The sequence below is a fragment of the Oerskovia paurometabola genome (assembly GCF_016907365.1).
Taxonomy (GTDB): domain Bacteria; phylum Actinomycetota; class Actinomycetes; order Actinomycetales; family Cellulomonadaceae; genus Oerskovia; species Oerskovia paurometabola.
The window spans coordinates 4,187,943-4,205,458 of sequence record NZ_JAFBBV010000001.1; the positions used below are offsets into that span (position 1 = coordinate 4,187,943).

Annotated in this window: 13 protein-coding genes; 1 reads left to right on the forward strand and 12 read right to left on the reverse strand. The window is 73.3% G+C overall.

What is annotated here, in order from left to right:
- Positions 1 to 7: 7 nt before the first annotated feature.
- The 4 genes from JOD48_RS18715 to JOD48_RS18730 all read right to left on the reverse strand — a co-directional run bounded on the left by JOD48_RS18715 (position 8) and on the right by JOD48_RS18730 (position 5,169).
- Positions 8 to 1,057, reverse strand: a complete 1,050-nt coding sequence (locus JOD48_RS18715; RefSeq protein WP_204810055.1) for an ABC transporter permease — start codon at positions 1,055 to 1,057, stop codon at positions 8 to 10.
- 1 nt (position 1,058) lies between these two features.
- Positions 1,059 to 2,171 (reverse strand): ABC transporter permease, encoded by a 1,113-nt coding sequence (locus tag JOD48_RS18720; protein WP_191790146.1) that lies wholly within the window; start codon positions 2,169 to 2,171, stop codon positions 1,059 to 1,061.
- A 146-nt stretch (positions 2,172 to 2,317) separates the two neighbouring features.
- Entirely contained in the window at positions 2,318 to 3,961 is a 1,644-nt protein-coding gene (locus JOD48_RS18725) for an ABC transporter substrate-binding protein (RefSeq protein ID WP_204810056.1), read from the reverse strand.
- A 284-nt stretch (positions 3,962 to 4,245) separates the two neighbouring features.
- On the reverse strand, positions 4,246 to 5,169 hold the full coding sequence (locus JOD48_RS18730; protein ID WP_204810057.1) for an HdeD family acid-resistance protein: 924 nt from the start codon (positions 5,167 to 5,169) through the stop codon (positions 4,246 to 4,248).
- A 225-nt stretch (positions 5,170 to 5,394) separates the two neighbouring features.
- On the opposite strand from JOD48_RS18730, the gene JOD48_RS18735 reads away from it, so the two are divergent.
- Complete coding sequence (locus tag JOD48_RS18735; protein ID WP_225226861.1) at positions 5,395 to 8,262, forward strand: lysylphosphatidylglycerol synthase transmembrane domain-containing protein; 2,868 nt, start codon at positions 5,395 to 5,397, stop codon at positions 8,260 to 8,262.
- A 24-nt stretch (positions 8,263 to 8,286) separates the two neighbouring features.
- Here JOD48_RS18735 and JOD48_RS18740 read toward each other — a convergent pair whose 3' ends face one another.
- The 8 genes from JOD48_RS18740 to JOD48_RS18775 form a co-directional block, all read right to left on the reverse strand.
- On the reverse strand, positions 8,287 to 9,447 hold the full coding sequence (locus JOD48_RS18740; RefSeq protein WP_191790143.1) for an acetyl-CoA C-acyltransferase: 1,161 nt from the start codon (positions 9,445 to 9,447) through the stop codon (positions 8,287 to 8,289).
- Entirely contained in the window at positions 9,444 to 10,160 is a 717-nt protein-coding gene (locus JOD48_RS18745) for a 3-oxoacid CoA-transferase subunit B (protein WP_204810058.1), read from the reverse strand. The genes JOD48_RS18740 and JOD48_RS18745 overlap by 4 nt, the downstream gene beginning before the upstream one ends.
- 1 nt (position 10,161) lies before the next feature.
- On the reverse strand, positions 10,162 to 10,842 hold the full coding sequence (locus JOD48_RS18750) for a CoA transferase subunit A (RefSeq protein ID WP_239528255.1): 681 nt from the start codon (positions 10,840 to 10,842) through the stop codon (positions 10,162 to 10,164).
- Between the two features lie 116 nt (positions 10,843 to 10,958).
- Positions 10,959 to 11,852: an HpcH/HpaI aldolase/citrate lyase family protein gene (locus tag JOD48_RS18755; protein WP_204810060.1), complete on the reverse strand. Its 894-nt coding sequence runs from the start codon at positions 11,850 to 11,852 to the stop codon at positions 10,959 to 10,961.
- Positions 11,849 to 12,403: a MaoC family dehydratase gene (locus JOD48_RS18760; RefSeq protein WP_204810061.1), complete on the reverse strand. Its 555-nt coding sequence runs from the start codon at positions 12,401 to 12,403 to the stop codon at positions 11,849 to 11,851. The genes JOD48_RS18755 and JOD48_RS18760 overlap by 4 nt, the downstream gene beginning before the upstream one ends.
- Before the next feature lie 106 nt (positions 12,404 to 12,509).
- Positions 12,510 to 13,694: an acyl-CoA dehydrogenase family protein gene (locus JOD48_RS18765; RefSeq protein WP_204810062.1), complete on the reverse strand. Its 1,185-nt coding sequence runs from the start codon at positions 13,692 to 13,694 to the stop codon at positions 12,510 to 12,512.
- Positions 13,691 to 15,880 carry an acetyl/propionyl/methylcrotonyl-CoA carboxylase subunit alpha gene (locus tag JOD48_RS18770; protein WP_204810063.1) on the reverse strand — a complete coding sequence of 730 codons (2,190 nt, stop codon included), beginning with the start codon at positions 15,878 to 15,880 and terminating at the stop codon, positions 13,691 to 13,693. Before JOD48_RS18770 ends, JOD48_RS18765 begins: the two co-directional genes overlap by 4 nt.
- A gap of 5 nt (positions 15,881 to 15,885) precedes the next feature.
- On the reverse strand, positions 15,886 to 17,514 hold the full coding sequence (locus tag JOD48_RS18775; protein WP_239528259.1) for a carboxyl transferase domain-containing protein: 1,629 nt from the start codon (positions 17,512 to 17,514) through the stop codon (positions 15,886 to 15,888).
- Between the last annotated feature and the right edge of the window lie 2 nt (positions 17,515 to 17,516).

Genomic DNA, 17,516 nt, shown 5'->3' on the forward strand with positions numbered 1-17,516 from the left:
TGCGCGCTCACGGGCGCACCTCGATTCCCTCGTCGCCCAGCGTCCCCGAACCTTCCAGCCCGCCCAGCCCCGCGGGGCCCGCCGCGAGCGTGCCGCCCGGCACGACCGACGTCTCCGCGACCTCGCCCGCCCCGACGGCGGCCGCCCGGCGGCTGCGCAGCCGCGGGTCCGCCAGGTCGTTGAGGCTCTCGCCCACGAGCGTGATGCCCAGGACCGCGAGCACGATCGCGAGGCCCGGGAAGAGCGCGGTCCACCAGATGCCGCTCGTGACGTCGGACAACGACTTGTTGAGGTCGTAGCCCCACTCGGCCGCGGCCGTCGGCTCGATGCCGAAGCCCAGGAACCCGAGCCCCGCGAGCGTGAGGATCGCCTCGGACGCGTTGAGCGTCACGATGAGCGGCAGCGTGCGCGTCGCGTTGCGCAGCACGTGCCGCCCCATGATCCGGCGGTGCGGCGTGCCGATGACGCGCGCCGAGTCGATGAACGCCTCGGCCTTGATCCGCACGGTCTCCGCCCGGATCACGCGGAAGTACTGCGGGATGAAGACCACGGTGATCGAGAACGCGGCCGCCAGGATGCCGCCCCACAGGTCCGACTGCCCGCCGCTGATGACGATCGCGAGCAGGATCGCGAGCAGCAGCGACGGGAACGCGTAGACCGCGTCGCACACGACGACGAGCACGCGGTCGAGCCAGCCCCCGAAGTACCCCGAGACCAGGCCCAGCAGGACGCCGATCACGATCGACGCCGCGATCGCGACCACGATCACGAGGGCCGCGGTGCGCGCTCCCCAGATGACGCGGGACAGGACGTCGTACCCGCCGACGGTCGTGCCGAGCAGGTGCTCGGCCGACGGCGGCTGCTGCGCCCCGAACAGCACGTCGCCGCTGCGGAGCTGGCTGAACCCGTACGGCGCGAGCCACGGGGCGGCCAGCGCCGTGAGCAGGAAGAGCGCCGTGATGACCAGGCCCGCGACGAGCATGCCGCGCTGGAGGCCCACGCTCTGACGGAGCTGGTGGACCACGGGCAGACGGCCCCAGGAGAGTCGGCGTGCCATGTCAGTACCTCACCCTCGGGTCGATGAACGCCGCGAGGACGTCCACGAGGAAGTTCGTGACCGCGACGATCACGGCCAGCAGGACGACGATCCCCTGGACCGCGACGAAGTCCCGGGCCTGCAGGTACTGCGCGAGCATGAACCCGAGGCCCTTCCACTCGAACGTCGTCTCGGTCAGGACCGCCCCGGCCAGGAGCAGGGCGATCTGCATGCCCATGACCGTGATGATCGGGATGAGCGCGGGACGCCACGCGTGCGTGCGCACCAGCCGGCGCTCGGACACTCCGCGCGAGCGGGCCGCGTCGACGTAGTCGGTCGCGAGGGTCCCGATGACGTTGGTGCGCACGAGCCGCAGGAAGACCCCGGCGGTCAGCAGCCCCAGGGCCACGCCCGGCAGGACCGCGTGCATCAGCACGTCACCCAGGACCGCAGGGTCGCCCGTGCGGATCGCGTCGACGACGTAGAAGCCCGACGGGTCCGGCAGGGCCATCATCTGCAGCTCGGCCCCCGTGGACGCGCGCCCCGCGACGGGGAACCACCCGAGGCCCACCGAGAAGACGAGCTTGAGCAGGAGTCCCGCGAAGAACACTGGCGTCGCGTAGCAGAGGATCGCGAAGACGCGCAGGAACGCGTCGGGGATCCGGTCGCGGTGGTGCGCGGCGAGGAGCCCGAGGGGCACGCCGACCAGGAACGCGATGATCAGGGCGTAGACCGCGAGCTCGAGCGTCGCGGCGCCGTAGGTCGTCAGGACCTCGGACACCGGGCGGTTGTCGCTGATCGTGGTGCCGAAGTCGCCACGTACGATCCCGCCCAGGTACTCGAGGTACTGGACGATGATCGGGCGGTCGTAGCCGGCCTCGTGGATGCGCTCGGCGAGCTGGTCGGCCCGCAGGCGCCCGCCGAGCGCGGCCGTGATGGGGTCGCCGGTCGAGCGCATGACGACGAACACGGTCGTCACGAGGATGAAGACGGTCGGGATGATGAGGAGGAACCGGACCAGGACGTACCGTCCCAGCCCACCTCCTCCGGACGTCTTCTTCCGCGGGGGTGTGGAGCGGGAGGTCCCGGTGCCCGGCGGGTCGGCCGTGGTCACCTGGTCGGTCGTCGTGGTCATGTCGTCCGTTCGTCGTGGTCCGAGCCGCGCTGCTCGGTGGCCTGCGATGCTGCTGCGCGGGCTCGGGCGACCCGAGCCGGCTGGGCTCGGAGCGGTGGTCCGGCCGACGACGATCGTCGGCCGGACCACCCCGAGCGCCTGTGGGGTCAGCCCTTCGAGAGCGCTCCGTAGCGGAACTTGAAGGACGCGTCGAGCGTCTTCTCGGTCCCCTCGACACCGGTGCCCACGACCGCGACCTGCGCGCCCTGGAGGTAGGGGACGGTCGAGAGGTCCTCGGCGACCTTGCCCTGGATCTCCTCGATGAGAGCCGTGCGGGCTGCCGGGTCGGGCGTGGCGGCCTGCTGGAGGATCAGGTCGTTGACCTCCTGGTCGTGGTAGTGGTTCGCGAGGAAGTTCTCCTGGAGGAAGAACGGCGTGAGGTAGTTGTCGGCGTCGGAGTAGTCCGGGAACCAGCCGAGCTGGTACGCGGGGTAGACGTCGGCGGTGCGGTCCTTGGCGTACTGGACCCACTCGGTCGTCTGCAGGTTGACCGTGAACAGGCCGCTCTCCTCGAGCTGGTCCTTGATGAGCGCATACTCCTCACCCGAGGACGGGCCGTAGTGGTCGTTGCTGTACTGCAGGTCGAGCACGACGGGAACCGTGACCCCGGCGGCCTCGAGGGCTGCCTTGGCCTTGTCGGCGTCGGGTCCGCCCTGGCCGTCGCCGTAGAGCTCCTTGAGCGGCTCGACCGCTCCGGTCAGGCCTGCGGGGACGTACGAGTACAGCGGCGTGTAGGTGCCCTTGTAGACCTGGCTCGCGATGGCCTCGCGGTCGATGAGGTCCGCGACGGCCTGGCGCACGGCGAGGGCCTTGGCGGGGTCTGCCCCCTCGGCCTTGGCGCCGTAGGGCTGGGAGTCGAAGTTGAACGTGATGTAGCGGATCTCGCCGCCGGGGCCGTCGACGACCTCGACCTTGTCGTTGCCCCGCAGGTCGTCGATGTCGGTCGCGGACAGGCTGCGGAAGGCGACGTCGATGTTGCCCTCCTGGATGTCCAGCTTCAGGTTCGACGCGTCGGCGTAGTACTTGGTGTTGACCTTGGCGGTCGCGGCCTTGCCGAGCACGCCCTGGTAGTCGGGGTTGGCCTCGTAGGAGATGAGGTTGTTGAAGTCGTACTTCGCGATCGAGTACTGACCGGCGAACGCCTTGCCCGAGACGATGTCGGCGTCGGGTGTCAGCGCGTCGGCCGCGAACACGTCCTCGTCGACGATGGGGCCGGCCGGGCTCGACAGGATCTGCGGGAAGACCTGGTCGTCGGGCGACTTGAGCGTGAAGACGACGGTCGTGTCGTCGGGCGCGGCGACGCTGTCCAGGTTGTAGAGCAGCGAGGCGGGGCCGTTCTCGTCGTTGATCGCGACCTGACGGTCGAACGTGAACTTCACGTCGGAGGACGTGAGGTCGTTGCCGTTGGCGAACTTCAGGCCCGGCTTGAGCTTCACGGTGTACTCGGTGGGGCCGGTGAACTCGGCGGACTCGGCGATGTCCGGCTCGACGTCGGGGCTGCCGTAGGGGGTGTTCAGGAGGAACGGGAACACCTGGTTCATGACCGCGAAGGACCCGTTGTCGTAGGAGCCCGCGGGGTCGAGGGTCGTGACCTTGTCGGTCGTGCCGATGGTCAGCGCGCCGCCGGCGCTCGCGGCGCCGCCGCCGTCGTCGTCGTTCCCGCCGCTGCCGCCGCACGCCGTGAGCGTGAGCGTCACGACGGCGATGCCCGCCGTTGCGGCGAGGAGCCGCTTCCTGGAAACGGTCGTCATCCGTCACACCTCTTCTTCGGGGTCGTCAGGTGGGTGCGCGGTGGCGCTCCCACGACCTGGCGCTGTGACCAAGGTGCGTGATGTCTAACACACCGTTGTTTCGGTCAAGCACCCCCGAAGGGCGAGATGGTGCGGTTCCGGTGATGTTGTTACCGGGTCGTAACCCCATGCTCCACATGGTGAGACAGATCACACGGGTGAAGTTACCCAGGAGTACGTTCCGGTGCGTCACGGCCGTTTCACGGTGCGACGCGTCGTGGTGGCAGCGCTGTCATCCCGGCCTCTCACCGAGGGGGCGTCCCCTGCCCGACGCCGGAGCCCGGCTCGCGCGGCCGGGTCACCTCGTCCGGGTCACCGGCGGGGAGCGGGTCACCGGCGGGGAGCGGGTCGCCGGCGAGGAGCGGGTCGCCGGTCGGCGCGTCGCCCGACCCGGCCACCTCGCCCGCGACGTCCCTGCCCGGGGCGAGGTCCGCCGTCGGGCCGGAGGGCGCCCCCGGGACCGGCGCGGGGGCCGCCGCCGCCTCCGCGACCACCGGGGCCGACGGCCCGGCCCCCAGGACCGACCCGCCCGTGACGACGACACCGGCCGCGACCGCCCGGGCACGCAGGTCGGCGAGCTCACGTGCGACCGAACGGACCCCGAAGCCCGAGACCACGTGGATCGCTCCCGCGACGAACGCGTACAACCCGAACACGACGACCGTCAGGCTCAGGACGTCGCCCGCGTCCACCGGGCGCGTGACGAGCAGCAGGCCGAACAGCGCCGACACGATGCCGACCGTGAGCATCCACGGCCACCCCAGGTCCCGGTTGCGCACCAGCCCCGCCGCCCCGACGACCGCCGTGATCCCCAGGACCAGGACCCACACGACCAGGACGTAGTAGAGCGCGGTCGCGCTGAGGTCGGGCCAGAACATGATCGCGACCCCGAAGAGCAGGTCCACGACCGCCTGCGCGAGCCACCACCGCCAGCCCACCTGCTTGCGGTGCGCCAGCCCCTGGGCCGCGACGAGGGCCGCGTCGGCGACGAGGAAGATCCCGAACACCCAGCGCAGCGTCTCGAGCGCCTCGAGCGGCTCGATCATGAGCAGCAGGCCCAGGACCACCAGGAGCACGCCGCGCACCACCGGGAGCCACCAGACGTTCTTGAACGCGTTGGGCGGCTCGTGCACGTCGCTGCCGCTCGCCCTGCCCCTGCTCTGCACCACGGGCCCACCACCGTTCGCGTCGTGCGCCCGAGCACCTGGTCGTGGACGTCCGCGACCCTCGTCGTCGCAGGTCAGGTGGGAGCGCTGCCTGCGTTCATCGTGCTGGACGTTGGTCACACTCGCGCGCCGAAGCACCCGGAACACCGGGGCCAAACGGGCAAATCACCCGACCGAAAGTGGCGTAATACCGCGCCTCCCGGGACCCTCAGCCCTAGACTCGCAAGCATGTCTGCGCGCGCTCACGACCCGGCCGGCCCTCCGGCGACGGCCGGGCCGCGCCCGCAGGTGCACGAGGTCGGGGCACGCTCCGGCGTCGAGCATCCCGCGCCGGACCCCCGCTCGTTCCGCTCGTTCCTCACGACCCCGCGCCCCGCCGGCGACGGCACCGACCCGACCGTCATGGTCGTCGACACCCCCGAGTCCCGCGTCCGCCACCCCAGCGACCTCGTAGGGATCGTGCTGTGCGCGCTGGGGGTCGCGCTCGTCATGTTCATGTCCGTGTACGCGCACGGCACCACCGCGGGCGTCGCCGAGGACGTCCAGGGCTTCTCCGACCTCCTCGCGCGGATCCTGTTCATCCCGGTCGCGGTCCTCGAAGGTCTCGTGACCCTCGCGATCCCCACGGCGGTCCTCATCGAGCTGGGGATCCGCAAGCTCGGACGGCAGGTCGTCGAGTCGATCGCCGCCGCCGCGCTGGGCATGATCCTCGGCATCGCCGTGACCTACTCGGTGCTCACGTTCGGGTCCGACGACCTCGTGCAGGGTCTCTCGGTCCGGATCCGGGGCGAGTGGCAGCTCAGCATCCCCGGCTACGTCGCCGCGATCAGCGGGCTCCTCACCGCAGCGGGTCCCCGCACCCGACGCCGGACGGTGGCCTGGTCCTGGAACCTGCTGTTCATCGCGCTCGGCGTCGTCCTGATCACGGCCCAGGTGTCCCTGCCCGGTGCGATCATCACGCTCCTGCTCGGCCGCATCGCGGGAAACACGGTCCGGTGGGTGTCCGGCGTCCGCAGCGAACGCGCCTACGGCCCGCACCTGGTGGACGGCGTCCGCCGGGCCGGCTACTCGCCCACCGCGCTCGTGCGCGTCCGCGACGTATCCCAGCCCGCCGAGCTCGCGGAGGCCGCCGAGGACCCCATCACCGAGGTCAACGCCGACGGCGAGATCACGGGCGAGGTCCACGTCGGCGTCGTCCGGGTCGCCGGGTCCGACGAGGACTCGGCGCTGACCGCCGACGCGCGGATCACGGGCGACCACCTCTCGGGCGCCCTGGGCGAGGGAGTCGTGGAACCTGCCGAGGCACCGTCCGACCCCGCCGCCATCGCCCTCGCCCGGTCCGGGGACAACCGCGTCTACGCGATGTTCACCGAGGACGGGGTGCGCCGCGACGTCGTCGTGCTCGACGGCGACCGGCAGGTGGTCGGCTTCCTCACCCGGCTCTGGCGCTCGCTGCGCCTGCGCGGCATCGAGGGACGCGCCGCCATCTCGCTCAAGGCCGTGGCCGAGCGCACCGCCCTCCTCGCCTACGCGGCGAGGGCCGCGGGCGTCCGCACGCCGCGACTGCTCGGCGTCGCCGAGTCGGACGACTCGATGATCCTGGTCCAGGAGCACGCGGTGGGTGCCGTGTCGCTGCGCGACCTGCCCGACGACGAGGTCACGGACGCCGTCCTCACCGAGGCCTGGCACCAGATCCAGCTCGCGCACGACGCCGGGCTCTCGCACCGCGCGCTGACCTCCGACGTCATGCTCGTGAGCCGCGGCGAACCCGGAGGGGCCGCGACGCACCCCGCCGGGTCGGGACCGGGCACCGGGTCCGCAGCCGTCGACCTGAGCCCCCGGAGCGGCACGGAGATCCCCGACGACTCCGAGGTCAAGGTCTGGCTGACCGGCTGGGAGCAGGGCGACATCGCGTCCTCCGAGCTGTCGCGCCGCATGGACCTCACACAGATGGTCGCGCTCCTCGCGCTGCGCGTGGGTGCCGAGCGCGCCGTGGCCTCGGCCGTGAGCGTGCTGCCGGGCGAGGACATCGCGGCGATCGGCCCGTTGCTCCAGTCGATCGCGCTGCCCGTCAGCACGCGCGAGGAGATGCGCGCCAACAAGGAGCTCTTCAAGGACCTGCGCGCCGCGCTCGTCGAGCGGCTCCCCGAGACCGACGTCGAGCCCCAGCGCATCACGCGCTTCGGGGCGCGGACCATCATCACGCTGACCCTGACGATCGTCGCGGTGACCGTGGTCGTCACGACCATGAACTTCCAGCAGATCACCGCGGCGGTCTCCGAGGCCAACCCCTGGTGGGCGGTCGTCTCGTTCGCGCTGGGCGTCCTCACCTGGTTCGGCGCCGCCCTGACCTTCGTGGCCTTCTCGCCCGTCAAGCTGCCCATGATGCGGGCGACGCTGACCCAGATGGCCGGGTCGTTCGTGGCCCTCGCGGCCCCGGCCGGGATCGGGCCCGCGGCGCTCAACCTGCGCATGCTCACCAAGCGCGGCGTGTCGACGCCCATGGCCGTCGCGACCGTCGCCCTGGTGCAGGTGTCGCAGTTCGTCATCACGATCCTGCTGCTGGTGGTCCTGTCGATGACGGCCCGGTCGGGCGGACTCATCAAGCTGCCCTCGACCACGGTCCTGCTCGCCATCACCGGGGTGGCCCTCGCTGTCATCGCGACGCTGCTCGTCCCTGCGGTGCGGCGCTGGGTGCTCGCCAAGATCCGGCCGACCGTCCAGCAGGTGTGGCCGCGTCTGTCCGAGATGCTCAGCCAGCCGGGCCGACTGGCCCTCGGCTTCGGCGGGAACATCGTCATGACCCTCGGCTACGTGCTCGCGTTCGACGCGGCCCTCGCGGCGTTCGGCCAGGAGCTCGCGCTCGTCGACGTGGCCGTGATCTACCTGGTCGGCAACGCGGCGGGCGCAGCCGTCCCGACACCCGGTGGCCTGGGTGCGATCGAGGGGGCGCTCATCGTCGGCCTGACGGCGGCCGGCATCCCGCCCGCGCTCGCCACGTCGGCGACGTTCCTCTTCCGCCTCGCGACCTACTGGGCCCGCATCCCGATCGGCTGGGGCGCCATGCGCTACCTGCAGCGCAAGGGCGACCTGTAGCAGCTGGTCGTCGGGCGGTAGCCGCTACCCCTGCAGCACCACCGCCGAGCCCTGGCCCCCGCCGCCGCACAGCGCCGCCGCGCCCACGGCGTCGCCGCCGAGCGCCGCGAGCCGCCGCGCGAGGTGACCCACGATCCGCGCGCCCGACGCCCCGATGGGGTGCCCGAGCGCGATGGCACCCCCGTTGGCGTCGACGATCGCGGGATCGACGCCCAGGAGGTCCGTCGACGCGATGGCCACCGCGGCGAAGGCCTCGTTGATCTCGATCGCGGACAGCGTGTCGACCGCGAGGCCGGCGCGCCCGCAGGCCGCACGGATCGCGTTCGCGGGCTGCGCGTGCAGCGAGACGTCGGGCCCGGCGACGAGCGCGTGCCCCAGGAGGCGCGCGCCGGTCAGGCCCCGCCGTGCGGCCTCCTCGTCGCTCACGAGCACGAGGGCCGCGGCGCCGTCGGAGATCTGCGAGGCGTTCCCGGCCGTGATGGTGCCGTCCTCACGGAAGGCGGGGCGCAGCCGCGCCAGGACCTCGACCGTGGTGTCGGCGCGTACGCCGTCGTCCGCGTCGACGAGCCGGCCGCCGCGCCCGGGCGTCTGGAAGGGCGCGATCTCGCCCCGCAGGAAGTCCGCGGCCGCGGCGGCCCGCGCGTGCGACGACGCCGCGAACGCGTCCTGCGCCTCCCGGCCGATCGCGAGCCCCTCGCCGTGCCGCTCGGTGCTGAGCCCCATCGACTCCTGCTCGAACGCGTCGCGCAGCCCGTCGTGCGCGAGCGTGTCCACGAGGGTCACGTCGCCGAACCTCTGGCCCGCGCGCGACCCGACCCACGCGTGCGGCGCGAGGCTCATGGACTCCTGCCCCACGGCCACGACGACGTGCGCCTCGCCCGCGGTGATCAGCCGGTGCGCCTGCACCACGGCCTCCATGCCGGACAGGCACACCGCGTTGAGCGTCATCGCGGGTACGGAGAAGGGCACGCCGGCGCCGACGGCGGCCTGCCGTGCCGGGTTCTGGCCGGCCCCGCCCTGGAGCACCTGCCCGGCGAGGACGAGCTCGACGTCGTCGGGCGTGAGCCTCGCGTCCGCGAGCGCCGCGCCCAGCGCGTGGGCTCCGAGGACCGCGGCGGGCACGGTCGCGAAGGCCCCGTTGAAGCGCACGAACGGGGTGCGCGCGTACCCCACGACGACGGTCATGACTCCTCCTGGTGTCCGGTGCGGGACTGTGTGGGAACTCCGGCAGGGTCGCCCGGTTCTTCCAGCCCGACGACGTAGCTCGCCTCGGTCACGTCCCGCACCTCGTCGAGCGTCACGCCGGGCGCGACGGCGCGCAGCACGAGGTGACGACCCGGGTCGTCGGGACCGGGCAGGACGTCGAAGACCGCGCGGTCCGTGATGATCCGGTCCACCACGCCCTCGCCCGTGAGCGGCAGCGCGCACTCGTGCCGGAGCTTGGGCGACCCGTCACGCGCGACGTGGTCCATGAGCACGACGATCCGGGGCGTGCCCGCGACGAGGTCCATGGCCCCGCCCATGCCCTTGACGAGCTTCCCCGGTACGGTCCAGTTCGCCAGGTCGCCGGTCTGGGAGACCTCCAGGGCCCCGAGGATCGCGATGTCGACGTGCCCGCCGCGGATCATGGCGAACGACGTCGCCGAGTCGAAATAGCTCGCACCCGGCAGGGCCGTGACGGTCTGCTTGCCCGCGTTGATCAGGTCGGCGTCCTCGTCGCCCTCGACCGGGAACGGCCCGATGCCCAGCATCCCGTTCTCGCTCTGCAGCGTGATGGACACGCCGGGCGGCAGGTGGTTCGCGACGAGCGTGGGGATGCCGATCCCGAGGTTCACGTAGTCGCCGTCGTGCAGCTCGGCCGCGGCGATCGCGGCCATCTCGTCCCGGTCCCAGGGCATGTCAGGCGTCCTTTCCTGCGGCTGTCGGCGCGCCGACCGCGACCGCCTGCGGCCGCACCGTGCGCTGCTCGATGTCCTTGACCCGTGGCCGCGCGGGCACGAGCCGGTCGACGAAGATCCCGGGCGTGACGACGACGTCGGGGTCGAGGGGCTCGTCCAGGACGAGCTCGGCCTCGACCACCGTGACGCGCCCGGCGGTCGCGACGAGCGGGTTGAAGTTCCGGGCCGTGAACCGGTACGTGAGGTTGCCCCAGGGGTCGGCGCGGTGCGCGTGCACCAGGGCCAGGTCCGCGACGATGCCGCGCTCCAGGACGTAGCGGCGCCCGTCGAACTCCTCGACGGGCTTGCCCTCGGCGACCGGTGTCCCGACGCCCGTGGCGGTGTAGAACGCGGGGATGCCCGCGCCCCCCGCGCGCAGCCGCTCGGCGAGCGTGCCCTGCGGCACGAACTCGACCTTGAGGTCGCCGTCGAGGTACCGCTGCGCGAACAGCTTGTTCTCGCCCACGTAGGACGACAGGACCTTGTCGACCTGGTCGCTCTCGAGCAGCAGCCCGAGCCCTTTGCCGTCGACGCCCATGTTGTTGGACACCACGGTGAGCCCCCGCACGCCCGAGTCACGCACGGCCTCGATGAGGTCGGCCGGGATGCCGCACAGACCGAACCCGCCGACCGCGATCGTCATGCCGTCGCGCAGCAGGCCGTCGAGCGCGGTGGCCGCGTCAGGGAGGTGGGCGACGCCCGGCGCGCGCGGGGTCGTCCGGGGGGCCGGCGCGCTCGCCGGCCGGGTTCCGTCGGTCGTCATGTCGGCCTGCTTCCTGTGCGGAGGGACTCGGGTGCTGGGCGGTCGGCGGCTGCGTCGGCCGCGGTGGCGGCGTCGGCGGCACCAGCCAGGCGCGCCCGTCGCAGCACGGCCTCGGCGTGCCGCAGCGAGGGGCCGTCGATCATCACGCCGTCGTGCACGAACACGCCGTCGTGTCCGGTGGCCGCGGCGAGCAGCGAACGGGCGGCCGCGACGGCGCCCGGCGGGGGCGCGTACGCGGCCCGGACGACCGGCACGTGCGAGGGGTGGATGCACGCGGTCGCGGCGAAGCCGACGGCTGCGGCGTCGAGCGCCTCGTCGCGCAGGCCGTCGAGGTCGTCGATCGCGAGGTGCACCGCGTCGATCGCGGCGACGCCCGCGGCCCCCGCGGCGAGCAGCACCGCGGAGCGGGCGGCGCGGGCGACGTCCCGGTAGGTCCCGTCGGGGAACCGGCTCGACGTCCCACCGAGCGACGCGACCAGGTCGTCGGCACCCCACATGAGGGCGACGACGCCGGGCCGACGGGCGAGCTCGGGTGCGGCCAGCACGCCCGCGGCCGTCTCGCACAGCGCGACGACGCGGAGCCCGCCCACGTCGAGCGGCAGCCGCTCGTCGGCCTTGGGGACCATGACGGTCCGGTAGGCGGTGCGGGCGAGCACGGCCAGGTCGGCTGCGTGCTCCGGGGTCCCGACCGCGTTGACGCGCACGACGGTCCGCGCCGGGTCGAGGGGTTCGGCGAGGAGCGCGTCGCGCGCCGCGGCCTTGCGGTCCGGCGCGACGGCGTCCTCGAGGTCGAGGATCACGGCGTCGGCACGGTCCGCGGCCTTGCGGTAGCGGTCGGGCCGGTCGGCGGGGCAGAAGAGGAGCGCGGGCCCCAGGTCGAAGGTCGTCACGGTGCACCGCCCTCCTGCCCGACGACGTCGCGCGCCACCGCGTCCGGCGCGCCTTGTGCGGCGGTCGTGGCGAGGGCCGCCTCGTGCGCCGGTCGCGTCCACACGAGCGTCGACCGCACGGCCCGCGCCACGAGCACGCCGTCCTGGTTGTGCCCCCGGTGCTCGAACGTCACGACCCCCTGCCCGGGTCGTGAGGCGGACGGCCGCTTCTCGAGCACCACGGTCGAGGAGTACAGGGTGTCGCCGTGGAACACCGGGTGCGGGAACGCGACCTCGGCGAACCCGAGGTTGGCGACGATCGTGCCCTGCGTGAGCTGCGCGACCGAGGCCCCGACGAGCGTCGAGAGCGTGAGCATCGAATTCACGAGGCGCTGCCCGAACGGCTGGGTCGCGGCCCACGCGGCGTCGAGGTGGAGCGACTGGGTGTTCATGGTCAGCGTCGTGAACAGGACGTTGTCGGCCTCGGTCAGCGTGCGCCCCGGGCGGTGGACGTAGCGGACCTCCTCGTCGAGCTCGTCGTAGTAGAGCCCGCGCTGCACGATCTCCCGCATCCTGCACTCCTTCCTGCTGGTCTGCTGTGTGTCCCGGGCTGCCGAGAACGAGGTTGCGGTCGTTCTGGGCAGGTTGCCGGCCTCAACCTCGTTCTCGGCACCCGGCCTAGGCCGTGAGGCCCAGCCCGCGCGCGATGATCATGAGCTGCACCTCGGACGTCCCCTCCCCGATCTCGAGCACCTTGGAGTCCCGGTAGTGGCGAGCCACCGGGTTCTCGTTCAGGAAGCCGTAGCCGCCGAAGATCTGCGCCGCGTCGCGCGCGTTCGCCATGGCCGCCTCGCTGCCCACGAGCTTCGCCATGGACGCCTCGACCTTGAACGGGACGTCGTTCGCGAGCTTCGAGGCCGCGTCGTAGTAGCAGAGCCGCGCCTGGTGGACGCGGGCCGCCATGCGCGAGAGCGTGAACGCGATGTGCTGGTTCGAGCCGATGTCGCGTCCGAAGACGTTGCGCGTCCGCGCGTACCGCAGCGCCTCCTCCAGGCACCCTTGGGCGGCGCCCGTGGCGAGCGCCGCGAACGCGATGCGCCCCTCGTCGAGGGCGTGCAGGAAGTTCGCGTACCCGCGGCCCAGCTCGCCCAGGAGGTTCGCCGTGGGGACCCGGACGTCCTCGAACGTCAGGGGGTGCGTGTCGGACGTGTGCCACCCGACCTTGTCGTACGCCGGCCCGACCGTGAACCCGGCCGTCCCGGACGGCACGAGGATCGACGACAGCTCCTTCTTCACCGACCCGTCGGTGCGCACCTCCTCCGCCGTGACCGCGGTGACCGTGACGACGCTCGTGATGGGCGTCCCGGAGTTGGTGATGAACTGCTTGCTGCCGTCGATGACCCACACCCCGCCGCCGCCGTCCGGGCCGGGCTCGTGCCGCGCCGTCGTGCGGGTGGCGCCCGCGTCGGAGCCCGCCTCGGCCTCGGTCAGCCCGAATGCCGCGAGGGCCCGCCCCGTGACGAGGTCCGGCAGCCACCGCTCGCGCTGCTCCGCGGTCCCGTGCCGCACGATCGGCATGATCCCGAGCCCCACACCGGCCTCCAGGGTCACCGCGATGCTCTGGTCGACGCGCGCGAGCGCCTCGACCGCGAGGCACAGCGACAGGTAGTCCTTGCCCTGGCCGCCGTGCTCGACGGGGAACGGCAGGCCGAAGAGCCCCAGGTCGCCCATCTCGCGGATGATGTCGAGCGGCAGGCGGCGCTCGGTGTCGTACGTGTACGCGGCGGGCGCGACGACGGTGTCCGCGAACTCGCGCACGGTGTCGCTGAGCTTGCGCTGGTCGTCGGTGAGCTCGGTGTTCATGGCGCTCCTGGGGTGTGGGAGGGGACGGGGACGGCCGGGATGTCGGCCTGGGGGTGCTGCAGGATCGCGGACCCGTCGGCCGGGACGGGGGCGTCGTCGTCAGGCCGTGGTTCGACGCGGGCGACCACCTCGTCGCGCCGCACCAGGTCACCTGGGCGGGCCGTGAGCCGCACGACGCCCGCGTGCGGCGCCGTGAGCGGGTGCTCCATCTTCATGGCCTCGACCACGACGAGGACCGTGCCCGCGGCGACGCTCTCGCCGTCGGTGACGGCGACCGCGACGACCGTGCCGGGCATGCCCGCGCGGACGTCGGGGCTCAGGGGGGCGTCCGGTCGGTCGGACGCGTCAGGGCGGGCGGCGGCGCGTCGCGCGAGGCGCTCGGCGCGCGTCGGGACGGCGACCTGGACCACCCGGCCGTCGCGCGCGAGCCAGACGCTCCCGTCGGGGCCGGTCGCGAGGCGCACGGGCTCGCCCGTGCCGTCCACGACCAACCGCCACGCGTGCCCCGCGACCGGTGTCAGCGAGGCATGCCGGGGCTCGCCGTCGTCCACGTGCACGACGGCGTCGCTCGCGTCCCCCGTCACGGTCACCTCGTGGGGCTCGTCGGCCGGGGCGAGCAGCGCGACCCGGCGCGGGCGGGGCGCGGCGTTGAGCCGCCAGCCGTCGCCGACGCCCCACTGGCCGGTCGCGTGCGGCGTGGCGCCGCGAGCGTCCGACCCCGCGAGCGAGAACAGCGCGACCGCCACGAGGTCGCCCTCGGCCGCGGCCTCCGGCGGGACTCCGCCGTCCGCGACGAACCGCTCGATGAGCCCCGTGTCGAGGTTTCCCGCCCGGACGTCCGGGGACGCGAGGAGCGCCCGCAGGAAGCCGATGTTCGTGTCGACGCCCAGCACGACCGTCTCCCCGAGCAGGCCGTCGAGCCGGTCGAGCGCCTGGGCGCGGTCGGCGCCGTGCGCGACGGCCTTCGCGAGCAGCGGGTCGTAGTCGCCCCCGACGTCCACGCCCTCGGCGAGGCTGCTGTCGAGACGCCACCCGGCGCCGTCGGGCTCGGTGAGCGCGAGGACCTCGCCCGTCGCGGGCAGGAAGCCGCGCGCCGGGGACTCGGCGTAGACGCGGGCCTCGATCGCGTGGCCCACCAGCACGACGTCCTCCTGCGCGAACCCCAGCGCCTCTCCCGCTGCGACGCGGAGCTGGGCCTCGACCAGGTCGAGGCCCGTGACCATCTCCGTCACGGGGTGCTCGACCTGCAGGCGCGTGTTCATCTCGATGAAGAAGAACGTCGCCGGGTCGTCGGCAGGCACGAGGAACTCGACCGTCCCGGCGCCCTCGTAGTCGACGCCGCGCGCGACCTCGCACGCGGCCTCCCCGATGCGGGCGCGCGTCGCGGCGTCGAGCAGCGGCGACGGCGCCTCCTCGACGACCTTCTGGTGGCGACGCTGGAGCGAGCACTCGCGCTCCCCCAGGTGCACGACGGCGCCGCGCGAGTCCGCGAGCACCTGCACCTCGATGTGGCGCGGTCGGGCGACGAGGCGCTCGACGAGCAGCGTGCCGTCGCCGAACGACCGGGTCGCGACGCGGCGGGCGCTCGCGAGCGCGGCCGGGAGGTCGTCGGCCGAGGTCACGACCTGCATGCCCTTGCCGCCGCCGCCCGCCGAGGGCTTGACGAACAGCGGGAAGCCGACGTCGCGCGCGGCCCGGGCGAGGGCCTCGTCGTCGAGCGCCTGGCCGGTCGCGGGGTCACGGCCCGTGCTGCCCGGCACGACCGGGACACCGCGCGCCGCGACGATCTCCTTGGCCGTGATCTTGTCGGCCATGGCCTCGAGCGCCGCGACACTGGGCCCGACGAACACGATGCCCGCGGCCGCGCAGGCCCGCGCGAGCTCGGGGTTCTCGGACAGGAAGCCGTAGCCGGGGTGGATCGCGTCGGCGCCCGTCGCGCGGGCCGCGTCGATGATCGCGGGCACGCTCAGGTACGACCCCGTCGCGGCGGCCGGGCCGATGCGTACCGCGACGTCGGCGAGGGACACGTGGCGCGCGCCGGCGTCGGCGTCGCTGTGGACCGCGACCGAGCGGATGCCGAGGCGGCGCAGCGTGCCGATGATGCGGCACGCGATCTCGCCACGGTTGGCGACGAGGACCGTGCCGAAGGGGCGCGAGCCCGGGGTGGGGGTGCGCAGCGGGAGCATGGCCCTCACATCCTGAAGAGCCCGAAGCGCGGGCCCTCGGTCGGTGCCAGGGGCGTGCGGGCGCACACGTCGAGCGCGAGCCCCAGCACGCGGCGCGTGTCGGCGGGGTCGATGACGCCGTCGTCCCAGAGCCGGGCCGTCGCGTAGTACGGATCGCCCTGCTCCTCGTAGCGCGAACGGATGTCCTCGCGGAAGGCGGCCTCGTCGTCGGGCGCCCACTGCTCGCCGCGCGCCGCGAGCTGGTCGGCCTTGACCGTCGCGAGCACCGACGCGGCCTGCGGGCCGCCCATGACCGAGATCCGGCTCGCGGGCCACGACCACAGGAAGCGCGGCGAGTACGCGCGCCCGCACATCGAGTAGTTGCCCGCCCCGAACGACCCGCCGACCACGACCGTCAGCTTGGGCACGCGCGTCGTCGCGACGGCCGTGACCATCTTGGCGCCGTCCTTGGCGATGCCCCCGGCCTCGGCGTCGGTGCCGACCATGAACCCCGAGATGTTCTGCAGGAACACGAGCGGGATGCCGCGCTGGTCGCACAGCTCGACGAAGTGCGCGCCCTTGAGCGCCGACGGGCTGAACAGGACCCCGTTGTTCGCGACGATCCCCACGGGGTGCCCGTGCAGGTGCGCGAACCCCGTGACCAGGGTGTCGCCGTACTCGCGCTTGAACTCGTGGAACACGCTGCCGTCGACGAGCCGCGCGACGATCTCGCGCGCGTCGTACGGCGCCTGGACGTCGACCGGCACCGCGCCGTACAGGCTCTCGCCAGGGCCGCCCGGGTCGTCCTGCCCGACGACCGGCGGGGCGCTCTCGTGGACCGCCCACGCGGGCGCCGGGTCGGGCGGGAGCGTCGAGACGATGCGGCGCACGATCGCGAGCGCGTGCTCGTCGTCCTCCGCCAGGTGGTCGGTGACGCCCGAGCGGCGCGCGTGCAGGTCGCCGCCACCCAGCTCCTCGGCCGTGACGACCTCACCGATCGCGGCCTTCACGAGCGGCGGGCCGCCGAGGAAGATCGTGCCCTGGTTCCGCACGATCACCGTCTCGTCGCTCATCGCGGGCACGTACGCGCCGCCCGCGGTGCACGAGCCCAGGACCGCCGCGATCTGCGGGACGCCCGCGGCCGAGAGCCGGGCCTGGTGGTAGAAGATCCGGCCGAAGTGGTCGCGGTCGGGGAAGACCTCGGCCTGGAGCGGCAGGAACGCGCCGCCCGAGTCGACGAGGTAGATGCACGGCAGCCGGTTCTCGAGCGCGATCTCCTGCGCCCGCAGGTGCTTCTTGACCGTGAGCGGGTGGTACGTGCCGCCCTTGACCGTCGCGTCGTTGCACACGACCAGGACCTGGCGCCCCTCGACGACCCCGATCCCCGCGATCACGCCCGCCCCGGGCCACTCGCCGCCCAGCATCCCCTCGGCCGCGAGCGGTGCGATCTCCAGGAACGGGCTGCCCTCGTCGAGCAGGTGCTCGACGCGCTCGCGCGGCAGCAGCTTGCCGCGCGCGACGTGCCGGGCCCGCGACGGCTCGGGGCCGCCGAGCGCGGCGCGGGCCGTGCGCTCGCGCAGCCCGGCGACGAGCGAACGCTGCGCCACGTCGTTGGCACGGGCGTCCGCAGAGAACGGGTCGACCGTCGTCCCCAGGA